The 13,117-nt window shown below is 43.9% G+C and carries 13 protein-coding genes; 11 read left to right on the top strand and 2 right to left on the bottom strand.

The genetic code is table 11. The annotated features are described in order from the left end of the window. Positions 1-21 precede the first annotated feature (21 nt). The 8 genes from ECA01S_RS05935 to gad all read left to right on the top strand — a co-directional run bounded on the left by ECA01S_RS05935 (position 22) and on the right by gad (position 7,967). The gene (locus ECA01S_RS05935; RefSeq protein WP_067392585.1) at positions 22-855 is read left to right on the top strand and encodes a bifunctional methylenetetrahydrofolate dehydrogenase/methenyltetrahydrofolate cyclohydrolase; all 834 of its coding nucleotides are present in this window, start codon (positions 22-24) and stop codon (positions 853-855) included. Positions 856-862: 7 nt separating this feature from the next. Beyond that, the gene (gene xseA, locus ECA01S_RS05930) at positions 863-2,200 is read left to right on the top strand and encodes an exodeoxyribonuclease VII large subunit (protein ID WP_067392582.1); all 1,338 of its coding nucleotides are present in this window, start codon (positions 863-865) and stop codon (positions 2,198-2,200) included. After that, on the top strand, positions 2,193-2,411 hold the full coding sequence (locus ECA01S_RS05925; protein ID WP_067392579.1) for an exodeoxyribonuclease VII small subunit: 219 nt from the start codon (positions 2,193-2,195) through the stop codon (positions 2,409-2,411). Before xseA ends, ECA01S_RS05925 begins: the two co-directional genes overlap by 8 nt. Positions 2,412-2,413: 2 nt before the next feature. Continuing rightward, entirely contained in the window at positions 2,414-3,298 is an 885-nt protein-coding gene (locus ECA01S_RS05920; protein WP_281176655.1) for a polyprenyl synthetase family protein, read from the top strand. A 1-nt stretch (position 3,299) separates the two neighbouring features. After that, on the top strand, positions 3,300-4,112 hold the full coding sequence (locus ECA01S_RS05915) for a TlyA family RNA methyltransferase (RefSeq protein ID WP_067392572.1): 813 nt from the start codon (positions 3,300-3,302) through the stop codon (positions 4,110-4,112). 147 nt (positions 4,113-4,259) lie between these two features. Beyond that, positions 4,260-4,709 (top strand): arginine repressor, encoded by a 450-nt coding sequence (gene argR / locus ECA01S_RS05910; protein ID WP_067392569.1) that lies wholly within the window; start codon positions 4,260-4,262, stop codon positions 4,707-4,709. Between the two features lie 12 nt (positions 4,710-4,721). Beyond that, a complete protein-coding gene (gene recN / locus ECA01S_RS05905; protein WP_067392566.1) occupies positions 4,722-6,401 on the top strand; it encodes a DNA repair protein RecN in 1,680 nt (559 codons plus the stop codon). A gap of 174 nt (positions 6,402-6,575) precedes the next feature. Next, positions 6,576-7,967 (top strand): glutamate decarboxylase, encoded by a 1,392-nt coding sequence (gene gad / locus ECA01S_RS05900; protein ID WP_067392563.1) that lies wholly within the window; start codon positions 6,576-6,578, stop codon positions 7,965-7,967. A 42-nt stretch (positions 7,968-8,009) separates the two neighbouring features. Here the strand turns inward: gad and ECA01S_RS05895 are convergent, their stop codons facing one another. Further along, positions 8,010-8,939 carry a LacI family DNA-binding transcriptional regulator gene (locus ECA01S_RS05895; RefSeq protein WP_067392560.1) on the bottom strand — a complete coding sequence of 310 codons (930 nt, stop codon included), beginning with the start codon at positions 8,937-8,939 and terminating at the stop codon, positions 8,010-8,012. A gap of 9 nt (positions 8,940-8,948) precedes the next feature. Further along, on the bottom strand, positions 8,949-9,218 hold the full coding sequence (locus ECA01S_RS05890; protein ID WP_067392557.1) for a hypothetical protein: 270 nt from the start codon (positions 9,216-9,218) through the stop codon (positions 8,949-8,951). A 239-nt stretch (positions 9,219-9,457) separates the two neighbouring features. Here ECA01S_RS05890 and ECA01S_RS05885 point away from each other — a divergent pair, with 239 nt between their 5' ends. From ECA01S_RS05885 to ECA01S_RS05875, 3 genes are all read left to right on the top strand, one after another. Then, positions 9,458-10,696, top strand: a complete 1,239-nt coding sequence (locus tag ECA01S_RS05885) for an APC family permease (RefSeq protein ID WP_067393180.1) — start codon at positions 9,458-9,460, stop codon at positions 10,694-10,696. Between the two features lie 160 nt (positions 10,697-10,856). Beyond that, positions 10,857-11,756, top strand: coding sequence for an FMN-binding protein (locus ECA01S_RS05880; protein ID WP_067392554.1), 900 nt, complete (start codon positions 10,857-10,859; stop codon positions 11,754-11,756). 180 nt (positions 11,757-11,936) lie between these two features. After that, on the top strand, positions 11,937-13,091 hold the full coding sequence (locus ECA01S_RS05875) for a Gfo/Idh/MocA family protein (protein ID WP_067392551.1): 1,155 nt from the start codon (positions 11,937-11,939) through the stop codon (positions 13,089-13,091). Positions 13,092-13,117: the final 26 nt, after the last annotated feature.

The raw sequence follows: 13,117 nt of genomic DNA, 5'->3' as shown, positions 1-13,117 counted from the left end.
TAGTTGAGGAGGTGTCGCTGCATGACGATTATGAATGGCCGCGAACTAGCGGATAAAATGCAAGCAGAGATGAAAGAAGAAGTACGCGCGTTGGAGAAACGCGGAATTCGACCAGGATTGGTGGTCCTCCTCGTGGGACAAGATCCTGCTAGTGAGATCTACGTCCGTAATAAGGAATTAGCTGCAGAAAAAGTTGGGATTCGTTCACGCGTGGAACGTTTGCCGGAGACAATTTCAGAAGCAGAATTATTAGCTGAAATCGACCTTTACAACAATGATCCAGCCTTCCACGGAATTCTAGTACAGTTACCCTTACCAAAACATATCGACAGTGAACGGGTTTTACTAGCCATTGATCCTCGAAAAGATGTGGATGGCTTCCATCCCGTCAATATGGGGCGTTTGTTGATTGGAGATCCTGATAAGATTCCTTGCACGCCTTATGGGATTATGAAAATGTTGGCGGCCTATAATGTCTCTTTAGCAGGGAAACATGCCGTGGTAATCGGTCGGAGTAATATCGTCGGAAAGCCGATGGCACAACTGTTACTAATGGTAGATGCCACCGTTACTATGACTCATTCCCGTACGAGAGATTTACCAGCAGTTGCGCGAGAAGCCGATATTTTAGTTGTGGCTATTGGGAAGGGACGCTTTGTTACCAAAGAATTTGTTAAACCGGGGGCAGTGGTCATCGACGTGGGCATGAACCGGGATGAAAATGGCAAGTTGATGGGAGATGTGGCGTTTGACGAAGTGGCCGAAATCGCCAGTCTGATCACGCCGGTCCCTAAAGGCGTTGGACCGATGACGATTACGATGTTGTTAAAACAGACGATTGACGCAGCAAAGTGAGGCAATTATGGCACAAGATTATTTAACCGTCACGGCATTGACGAAATACCTAAAACGAAAATTTGAAGCAGATCCTTATCTTGAGCGCGTATATCTTACGGGGGAAATCTCCAATTTTCGCCCGCGGGCCAATGCGCATCAATATTTCAGCCTGAAAGATGATGGTGCTAAAATTTCAGCCATCATGTTTAAAGGCGCCTTTCAAAAAATTAAATTCAAGCCAGAAGAAGGCATGAAGGTGCTGGTAGTTGGCCGTATTTCCTTGTACGAAGCCAGTGGTAACTATCAGATTTATATTGAACATATGGAGCCAGACGGTGTGGGGGCTCTTTATCAGGCTTATGAGCAATTGAAGGCCAAGCTGTTACAAGAAGGCTTATTTGATTTGCCTAAACAGCCACTACCACGGTTTCCTAAACGAATCGCAGTAGTGACTAGCCCTAGTGGTGCGGTGATCCGAGATATTATTACCACTGCCCGGCGGCGGTATCCCATTGCTCAAATCGTCCTATATCCTACCTTGGTTCAAGGGGAGCAAGCGGCAGATGATATTGCGAAAAATATCAAGCGCGCAGATGAAGCGGACTTTGATGTCATGATTATTGGGCGCGGTGGTGGTTCAATTGAGGATTTGTGGCCCTTTAATGAAGAACTAGTGGCACGAACGATTGCCGAGGCTAAGACGCCCATCATCTCTTCTGTCGGTCATGAAACAGATACCACCATTGCGGATTTAGTGGCAGATGTTCGAGCGGCTACGCCTACCGCCGCAGCTGAATTAGCGGTACCGGTTTTGACGGAAGAGGTCGTGAAGATCAAAGAAAAACGTACACGTTTAGAACAAGCATTGCTGCATTTAATCAAACAAAAAGAGCAACAATATCAACGCTTGCGGGATGCTTATGTCTTTCGGCAACCGGAACGGCTTTATGAGGCACAAAGTCAAAAGCTGGATCAATTAGGCTTACGTTTAGGCCAAACGATGCGCCAGCTGTTTCTCCAAAAGCGTGAGGATTGGCAACTTGGTAATCATCGCTTGCAATTAGCGACTCCTAAAAACCGAGTTTTAGAAAATAAACAGCGCACCTTATATGCTGACAAGGCTTTACGAGATGCGATGGAGCGACTTTTAGAAAAGAAAAAGGAAGCATTTTATCAAGACATTCAAGCACTGGATCTCTTAAGTCCCCTCAAAATCATGCAACGGGGCTATACGTATACGACGAAGGAGAGCCAAGTATTAAAAAGCGTTGCGGAGCTTGCCGTAGCTGATGAAATCACGGTTCATTTTGCCGATGGCCAAGTGCAAGCACAAGTAATGGAAAAGGAGCAAAATCATGAGTGAACAATCATTTGAAGCCTCTCTAAATGAGCTAGAGCAAATTGTGACCCGTTTAGAAAAAGGCGATGTGCCGCTAGAAGAAGCTTTAGCAGCTTTTCAAAAAGGCATGGAATTAAGTAAACAATGTCAAGATACCCTTGAGAAGGCTGAAAAAACCTTAGCTAAAATGATGGACGGACAGGAAGAGGTTCCTTTTGAAGGAGCAGAAGCATGAGCTTGACTAGCTTTCGCCAAGAACAAATTCCTAAAATCGAAAAGGAAATGCTGTCTTTTTTACAGGAATATAGTCAAAGTCCGCGGCTAACGGAAGCAATGTCCTATTCTATTGAGGCGGGTGGCAAACGACTGCGGCCCTTATTAGTCTTGACCACCGCTGCTAGTTTTCAAAAAGAATTGACGGTGGGCATGTATCAAACGGCAGCAGCTTTAGAGATGATCCATACCTATTCTTTGATCCACGATGATCTACCAGCGATGGATGACGATCAATTACGACGCGGCAAACCGACCAACCATGTCGTTTTTGGCGAAGCTACCGCTACTTTGGCCGGGGATGGCTTGTTAACGGCGGCTTTTCAACAGTTATCGTTGGCGATTTTACCAGCAGAACAGAAAATTCTTTTGATTCAGCAATTGTCACAGGCGGCAGGTATTGGGGGCATGGTAGCCGGCCAAATGGGTGATATTTTAGGTGAAGAGCAGCAGCTGGATCTTGAGGCGTTGATGGCGGTTCATGAAGGCAAAACCGGTGCATTATTACGTTTTGCTTTATTAGCGGGTGGTATTTTAGCTGAGCAACCGGAAGAAGTCGTTCAACAGCTGGCTAATTTAGGCGCAATTATTGGACTAGCGTTTCAAATTCGCGATGACTTGTTAGATGTCTTAGCTAGTTCAGCGGAGCTAGGTAAAAATACTGGACGTGATGCGGAATTGACCAAAAGTACCTATCCTAGTTTACTAGGAATCACTGGTGCTAAAGAGGCATTACAAGAGCAATTAGCTAAGGCCCGCCAACTGGTTCTGACTTTAGAAGAGGCACCTAGTTTTCAAGGCGAGTTGTTACGAGAAGTTTTACAGGAATTGGAATTGAAGGAGTATTGAGATGAAAAAAGAACGTGTCGATGTATTGGCATTTGAACAAGGTTTGTTTGAAACAAGGGAAAAAGCCAAACGCGGCGTGATGGCGGGACTTGTGTATAACGATAAAAATGAACGTCTGGACAAGCCGGGGGAAAAAATTGCTTTGGAAACACCCCTTCATACTAAAGGCGGTGGCTTAGCGTATGTTTCCCGTGGTGGATTGAAGCTGGAAAAAGCCTTAAAAGTTTTTGGCATTGAGATGCAGGATAAGACTGTTTTAGATATTGGCGCTTCTACTGGCGGCTTTACCGACGTGGCACTGCAAAATGGCGCAAAAATGAGCTATGCCCTAGATGTCGGCTACAATCAGTTAGCTTGGAAGATTCGGCAAGACCCGCGGGTTGTGGTGATGGAACGGACAAATTTCCGTTACAGCCAACCGGCAGATTTTGACCAGGGTGCCCCAGATATCGCGACTATTGATGTGTCCTTTATCTCACTGCGCTTAATCCTCCCCCCACTTTTTGCCATTTTAAAAGAAGGTGGTTCCGTCATCGCCTTAATCAAGCCTCAGTTTGAAGCCGGCAAAGAGTTAGTAGGGAAAAAGGGCATTGTGCGTGATCCTGAAGTCCATGAAATGGTCATCAAAGAAATTATCGCCTTTGCGCAGCAAACCGGCTTTATGGTTCAAGGCCTAGATTATTCCCCCATCACAGGTGGTGAAGGGAACATTGAGTTTTTACTGCATTTAGTGAAGCCAACTGCCACCGATGAGGAAGTACTGGTTGATCCCTCGCAAGTGGTGCAAGCGGCACACCAATCTTTAGAAAAATAAACGCTAACCTTCGTCTGTCCTGCAACTTATGGCAGAAACGAAGGTTTTCTTTTTGTTTAAACAGTCATAAAAGCAACCGTCGCAGCTTTCCTTCTGTATAAAAATACGTTATGATAAATGCGAGAATGAAGTAAAGGAGCGGATGACATGCGAAAGAAAGATCGACATCGCTTGATCACGCGATTATTATCCGAGTACGATATACAGAAACAAGAAGATTTTGTACGTATTTTAAAAGAGCAGGGTATTGAAGTCACCCAGGCGACAATCAGCCGTGACATTAAGGAAATGAAATTAGTCAAAGTACCGGGACCAAATGGGAGCTATCATTACAGTTTACCGGCTGAAACCAAGGAAGATGTGACCCAGCGCTTAGAGAAAATCATGCGGGATGCCTTCGTGGCCGTTGATCAAATGGAAAAGTTTGTCGTGTTACAAACGATTCCTGGTAATGCTTCAGCTATCGCCAACTTAATTGATAAACGTTTTGGTGAGCTGTTATTCGCCTCCGTGGCGGATGATGACCATATCTTGATGGTGGCGCGTACCGAAGAGGGCGCTGAGAAGTTGAAAAATGCGTTTTTGGAATACCTATAATGAGGTGTTGAAATGTTAGAAGAATTATCTATTAAAAATTTTGCCATTATTTCTTCGTTACAGTTGAGCTTTCAGCAAGGTATGACCGTTTTGACTGGTGAGACGGGGGCCGGAAAATCAATTATTATTGATGCGATGGGTTTATTGGCTGGTGGTCGTGGCTCGGCTGATTTTATTCGCCAAGGCGCCAGTAAATGTACCTTGGAGGGGCTATTTAGCCTACCGCAAAATCCAGAAATCAAGAATCTATTAGTGGAGCTGGGGATTGAATTTGATGAAGACCAATTGGTGGTGCAGCGGGATATTACCGCCTCTGGCAAGAATGTCTGTCGCGTCAACGGTCATTTGGTAAATATTGCCAATTTACGCCGGATTGGTGAATATTTAGTCGATATCCACGGACAAAATGAGCACCAAGAGCTGATGCATGCGGATCGTCATTTGGCGATGCTGGATGAATTTGGTGGCAAACCACTCCTACAATTGAAGGAACGCTATCATATTGCCTATGAAGAGTTGCAACTGATTCGCAAGAAAGTCCGGGATCGTCAAAAAAACGAAAAAGAATTTGCTCAACGCATGGATATGCTGCATTTTCAGTTAGATGAGATCACCAGTGCCGCTTTGACAGTTGGGGAAGATGACCAGCTAATGGAGGAACGGGAAAAACTAGCGAACTATCAACGAATCGTTTCAGCTTTAGCGGTTAGTTATGAGGCCCTTAATAGTGATAGCAGCAGTCTGGACCAGATTGGGGTTGCCATGAATGAAATGAGCAGCATTGAAACCCTCGATCCTGCTTATCAACAGATTTCAGATGCAATCCAAAGCAGTTACTATCAACTGCAAGAAGCGGCGACGGACCTTTCGCGGCAGATGGATGGACTAGAGTGGGATGAAAATCGTTTGAATGAGGTGGAATCCCGTTTAGAAGTCATTCGCTTATTGAAACGCAAATATGGCGACAGTATTCAACAAATCTTAGATTATCAAGAAGAAATTTCTCGTGAATTGGCTGATGCGGATTTTCTGGAAGGCAAGACAGAACAGCTGGCCGCTTTGTTGGCAGAAAAAGAGCAGCAAGCACAGGCTGCTGGAGTGGCGTTACGAAACTTACGTCATGAAATTGCCGGACACTTAGAAAAGGATATTTTGCGAGAACTACAAGAGTTGTATATGGAGCGAACGGTGTTTGAGGTTCGTTTTTCGGCTGTTCCTGAGGGTGAGTTTCATGAGGACGGCTTAGACCAAGTCGAATTCTACATCACCACAAATCCGGGGGAACCTTTGAAACCCTTGGTGCGGGTTGCTTCAGGTGGGGAATTATCCCGCGTGATGCTAGCGTTGAAGACGATTTTCTCTAAAAGCCAAGGTGTTACCAGTATCGTCTTTGATGAAGTCGATACTGGCGTTAGCGGACGCGTTGCCCAAGCAATTGCAGACAAGATTCATCAAATTGCTGAGAATTCGCAAGTCTTATGTATCACCCATTTACCTCAAGTTGCGGCGGTGGCTGATGCACAATATTTTATTGCCAAAGAAATCACCGGTGAGCGGACGGAAACTCGCGTGCATATTTTGAAACCCCAAGAACGGGTAGGGGAAATCGCGCGCATGTTGGCAGGGACCGAAATCACGCCATTAGCATTAGAACATGCGCAAGAATTACTCGATTCGGCTCATTCTGCGTAAGAATAGACCTGTGACAACGATTGTCGCAGGTCTTTTTTAGAAGAATTTTCAGCAATGATTCGGTGCTAGAACTGTTTTTTTGTTGGACTCTCCCCGTTATCATCCGCTCCATTTTGTTATCTTTTGAAAAAGTTTTCAAAGTAGCGTAAGGTAGAATATGAGAGGAGTGATCAAATGTTATATGGGAAAAGCGACCGCCAAGAAGCGGATTATTTAGAACCGATTTTTGGCTCAGAAATGGAAGGCAAGGATCTACCAAAATATCGGTTGAACGATCAATCAATTGAACCGCGGATTGCCTACCAATTGATTCAAGATGAGTTGTTGGATGAAGGGAATGCGCGACAAAATCTGTCAACTTTTTGTCAAACCTACATGGAACCGGAAGCTATCCAGCTCATGAGTCAGACCTTAGAAAAAAATGTGATTGATAAATCCGAGTATCCTCGTACGGCTGAGATTGAAAATCGTTGCGTCAATATGATCGCCAACCTATGGCATGCACCAGATGATTTTACTGGCACTTCTACAATCGGCTCATCAGAAGCCTGCATGCTGGCAGGCATGGCGATGAAATTTAGATGGCGGGAAAATGCTCAGAAACAAGGCTTAGCAATGGATCGTAAGCCTAATTTGATTATTTCATCAGGTTATCAAGTCTGCTGGGAAAAGTTCTGTGTGTATTGGGATATTGAATTACGGACAGTTCCCATTGACGAAGCGCATTTGTCACTGGATCTGGATCAAGTAATGGATTTAGTGGACGATTATACAATCGGTATCGTAGGAATCTTAGGAATCACTTATACTGGCTGTTACGATGATATTAAAGGCTTAGATGCCTTAGTGGAGGCTCATAACCAAACAAGTCAGTTCCCTCTTGGTATCCATGTTGATGCAGCCTCAGGCGGGTTTTACGCACCCTTTCTGTCACCTGACCTTGTTTGGGATTTTCAGTTGAAAAACGTTGTGTCTATCAATGCTTCGGGTCATAAGTATGGCTTGGTCTATCCAGGTGTTGGCTGGGTGATTTGGCGCGAGCAACGCTTTTTACCGGAGGAACTGGTCTTTAAAGTCAGCTATTTAGGCGGCGAATTGCCTACCATGGCCATCAATTTCTCCCATAGTGCCTCGCAACTTTTAGGACAGTATTATAATTTTATCCGCTATGGTTTTGAAGGGTATCGTTTGATTCATGAACGGACGCATAAAGTGGCCCTTTACCTGGCGCAAGCCATCGAAGATACGGGCTTTTTTACGCTCATCAATCGCGGAGAAGAGTTGCCCTTGGTTTGCTATCAACTGAAGGATCCGGACAAGATTCAATGGACGTTGTATGATTTAGCCGACCGTCTCTTAATGCGTGGCTGGCAAGTACCGGCGTATCCGCTACCTAAAAATCTCGATCAATTAGTGATTCAGCGGTTAGTAGTTCGCGGTGATTTTGGTATGAATATGGCCAATGATTTTATCCAAGATCTCAACGCGGCTTTGGCAGAATTGCAGCAGGCGCATCTACGTTACCATGAGAAAAAAGAGATTAAACGTTACGGCTTTACACATTAGCAAAAAACACAAGTACGGTCAGAGGACCATACTTGTGTTTTTTTACAGTGCGTTACGTTTGATAAAGGTGTACGGGACTCGCAGATGCTCCTGGCTGTTGGTAATAAATAACTTAAAGGCATATTCGCCGCAAAGGGGCAAATGGTGATCAATGGTGGTAATGTTTAGAAACTTACTAATAATCAGATTATCGCGTCCTACCAAAAGTGGTGCAGCTTCCTCAAGTGTGTCCACGATACCAGCTGCAACGCCATCCCCATTGGTAAAAATACCATCGACACCCTTATTGGCAAAATAGTTGCCGGCCCTTTGACCATCAGCAAAATCCAAGCAGTCCCATAAAATATCTTCCGCTTGAAAATTTGGTAGTAATTCCTGACAAAGTCGGACCGTGATTTTGGAGTTCTTACTTAATTTGCCACTCCGCCCTAACGTGACGCCGATTTTTTGACAACCTTGGTCCCGGAGATAGAGTAAGCCTTCGCGGATGGAGCGTTCTCGGTCAATGAAGACACACCCGATATTTTCTTCGTCTAGATCCTCACAAAAAATAATCGGACCATATTGTTGATAACTCAGAATTTTTTCAAAGGCATTCGCTCTAGACGTAATGATTAAGCCATCAAACTCTTTGGCGGCAAACTGATCAAGATAATCGGTTTCAATTGCACTATCGTAATTCGTGGGCAATAAAGTGACTTTATATTGTGACTCAAAGGCAGCTTTCGTGATCCCGCTTAATAGCTGGTCAAAATAAGGGTGATTCGTAAAGGGGATAATCACGCCAATATTTTTCGTTTTGCCATAGCTTAATTGGCGCGCGGTGGAATTAGGAATGTAATTTAACTCCTTCATAACCCGCAAGATATGCTGCCGCTTTTCTTCACTGACATAGGGATGCTGATTGATCACCCGCGAGACAGTAGAGACGGAATAGCCAGTCAAACGAGCGATATCACGAATATTTGCCATTTTCTTCACCTACAGATTGAGACTTTCTACTAAATAGTCTACCACACCTAAGCCGCATTCATAGAAGGTATAAAAATTTCCTTCATATTGGAAAGTAATCCGTTGCCCACCCCAGAAGGTATCTTTAGTAAGGCGTTGGATGGCGGTTAAGGGAATCACTTCTTGATAGGATTTACGTAGAGGATCGGTATTGGTTATATGCAGTTGACCATTTTCACAGGTGATTTGTGCGTAAAGCAGGGTTTCCTTTGGTCCGTCGATTTTAAGATAGGTGTTCATGATAGTGCCTCCTCTTTATTGGTAGCCTTAGTGTAAAGTATGAAACGCGTCCCAGAGCAAGCAGAAAGTATGAGAAAAATAAAATAAGTTGTGTCTGTTCAAAGTGGTGTTTTCAGAATATTTTCTGTATACTATTGCTTATTACGACAATATAACTAAAAAATGAGCAAGGGAGCGAGCAGGTGACAACAAAAAAATTGAAACGTGAAATTGGCTTTTTAGGCGCTTTTTCAACCGTGATGGGGACGGTTATTGGTGCCGGAGTCTTCTTTAAAGCAGCGGCAGTTGTGGCGTTAACCCAGTCAGCCAGTATGACGCTATTAGTCTGGCTCTTAGCCGGTTTTTTGACAATCTGCGCCGGCTTGACGGTAGCTGAGTTAGCAACGGCTATTCCAGAAACTGGTGGTGCCATCAAATACATTGAATTGACTTATGGTAAATTGCCCGCTTTTTTGCTAGGCTGGGCGCAAATGATTGTTTATTTTCCAGCCAATATTGCGGCACTTAGTATTATTTTTGCCACCCAACTACTTAACTTGTTTGGCTGGTCCCTTGGCTGGCTAATACCTTTAGCCATTCTTACAGCCGTCAGTGTGACCGGCATCAACCTACTAGGAACGAAAGCAGCGTCTTGGGTCCAGTCAGGCACTTTGCTGATTAAACTCTTGCCCATTGGCGCCATCGTGATTGCCGGCTTACTGTTCGCTCCTCAAACGCCAGTGACTTTTTCACTACTACCTGCCGGAAATTCTTGGGGCGGTCTGAGTGGGGCTTTACTAGCAACATTATTTGCTTATGATGGTTGGCTGGGGGTAGGAGCGATGGCTGGCGAGATGCGCCGACCAGAGAAAGACTTACCACGAGCGATTATTATCGGCTTGAGTTTTGTGACGTTCGTCTATCTAGTCATCAATTTTGTGTTTTTGCGGACCCTACCATTGAGTGCTATCAGTGGCAATCTAAACGCCGCCTCTGATGTGGCTGTCCGTCTATTTGGTACACAAGGTGGGAAAATCGTCATGATTGGTATTCTGATCTCCGTCTATGGTGCATTGAATGGCTACACCATGACTGGAATCCGTGTACCTTACGCCATGGCTTTGGAGCATGAATTGCCTTTTAGCAGTTTTTTAAGCCGACTGAATCGGTTTGCGGTTCCGCGTAATACCGCCTTGGTCCAACTGACAATTGCGATAATTATGATGTGTCTAGGCAGTTTTGATCTTTTGACGGATATGTTAGTTTTTGTCATGTGGCTCTTTAGCATTTTGATTTTTATCGCGGTCTTTCTTTTAAGAAAACGAGAGGCTGATCGCCCGAGACCTTATAAAGTCCCACTTTATCCGGTAGTCCCATTGATCGCAATTGGTGGAGGCCTCTTTATTTTGGTGATGACATTGCTGAAAACGCCCCTTTTAGCGTTAACAGGCATTGCCTTAACTTTGATTGGGATACCAATTTACTTTTTCAAAAAATAACAGTAGATCGTTTCTGATCGACATTGTCAAGCAACTTGAGGGGAGCTTAGTCGATTAGAAGCGATCTATTTTTCGATTTTTTCTGTGAAATATTGAGATTGAGAGCGGTGTCGCTCCTTGGTAGAATGAGTTGTTCATAACATCACAAGGAGGAAGAAACATGAAAAAACAGGTTGGATTAGGATTAGTCGCATTGCTAAGTGTTGGGTTATTAGCAGCATGTGGCGGAAATGATAAGGGAACAGCTTCAACGGCAGAATCAACAACAGCGTCTAGCGCTGCCAGTGGTTTGCCAGCGATGACGGAAGCCAGTGCTTCTGATATTGCTTATAAGGATGGCACGTACAAAGCGACCTTCGACCGGACCGATGTCCGGGACTGGCAGGCATTTGTCGAATTGACAGTTAAAGACGGTAAAATTGCCACGGCAAAATATGATTATACGAATGCCGATGGCGCAATTCGTTCTGACGATAAAAACTATGAAGAAGCTTTCGCAGCAGCTAACAAATTCACACCGAAAGAAGCCTTTACTCGTTTAGGGGAAGAATTAGTGGCAACCCAAGATGCTAACCGCATTGATGTAGTCAGCGGGGCCACTCACTCGAGCCGTAACTTCGATACATTAGCTAAAGCAGCAGCTAAAAATGCTGAAGCAGGTACGACTGATGAAGCAATCGTACCGTTATATCAAGATGGCACTTACAAATTGACTGCACCAGAATTCAGCGAACAAGGCTGGAAAGACTTTGTCGAATTGACCATCAAAGACCATAAAATCGCTGCCGTAACTTTCGATAGTGTCAATAAAGACGGTAAATTGAAATCAACAGATGCAGATTACAAAGCCAATATGGAAAAAGAAACTAAAACATATCCTGAAAAATATAGCAAAGAATTAACCGATGCCTTATTGAAAGACCAAAAAGTTAGCGCAGTCGAAGCCGTGACTGGAGCAACACATTCTTCTGATACCTTCAAAAGCTATGTAGAAATGATTTTAGACGACTACGCTGAAATCGGCAAAACCGGTGAATTTGAAGCAACACCAGCGGAATAATAGGGCGCTAAGCTTACTTAGATTTTTTTAAAACAGTTTATTCGTTATGCTTTTGAGCAACGAATAAGCTGTTTTTTTATTGGCCTGAGAGAGTTTGCTAAGGAAACCCTATAATCTTTCTAATTCTGATTGACACCATATGGAGAAAGCGCTATCTTGAAAAAGATGGGAGGTAGTGGTATGACAGTAAAGTTTGGTATTATCGGTTTGGGTAACCGCGGCTATAAATACACATTACGAACGATTCAAGCACATAAAGATGTGGAAATTAAGATGGTTTGTGATGCGTTAGGCCACCATTTTGATTTATTTCCAGGGGTCCTTAACACTACGGACTACCGAGAAGTATTGGCAAATCCAGAAGTTGATGCGATTTTTATTGCAACGCCAGATGATACGCATGCCGAGATCATTTTGGCAGCAATCGAGGCAGATAAGCACATTCTTTGTGAAAAACCGTTAGAAATCAGTGATGAAAGAATCACATTGATTGAAGAGAAATTACAGGGCTATAATAAGGTATTTGAAGTCGGCTATGTTTTACGCTATGCGCGGACTTTTAGTAGAGTTAAAGATTTTCTAACTAGTGGGATCATTGGCAGAGTTATTATGGCAGATGTCATTGATCATATTCAGTATGGTGGCTATGCCTTTTTTCATGATTGGCATCGTACTAGAGCAAAGGCGACCTCGCTTTTGTTACAAAAAGCGACTCACTCATTAGATTTAATCAACTGGTATTTAGATAGTGATCCGAAAAATGTTGTAGCTTTTGGAGATTTGGCTGTTTTTGGAGAAGTGGGGGCCATTGAAAAATTTGGCCGGCCGGTTCCTGATACGTTGCATTGTCATGAATGTGAAATCCGTGATGTCTGTGAAGAAAGTATTCAAAATTTAGCCAAGGAAAAAAATATCAATTGGTCTGATAATTGGCCTGATAGTTGTGTCTTCAACAGTGAAATTGATGTAGATGATCATCAAACTGTGATGATCCGATATGAGAATGGCGCGAAAGCGACTTATCAGCTTTGCCAATTTGCGGCTTATTACAAGCGAGAATTCCATTTCTTTGGGACCAAGGGAGAACTGTATTTTGATGATGTTACCAATCAAATTGTGATCCATGATCGTCTAAAAGCAGAGACGTTGACCTATGATAACCAGCACTTGGAGCAACAAATGGAACCAGGGGATGAGGAACAGTTGGCAGACTTTTTGGCGGCTATCAACACTGGGAAAAGTCCAGTTTCCAATCTGACTTCCAGTGTTCAAGCTGGGCGTTTGGCCTTAGCAGCCCAACGATCTATCGATCAAGAAACGATTGAACATATTTAAAGTAACTAATGACGGGTGCAAAATGA

This window comes from Enterococcus canis NBRC 100695, from assembly GCF_001544375.1.
Lineage (GTDB): Bacteria > Bacillota > Bacilli > Lactobacillales > Enterococcaceae > Enterococcus_H > Enterococcus_H canis.
The sequence above is the reverse complement of the archived record's forward strand: the minus strand, read 5'-3'. Positions and strand labels throughout refer to the sequence as shown.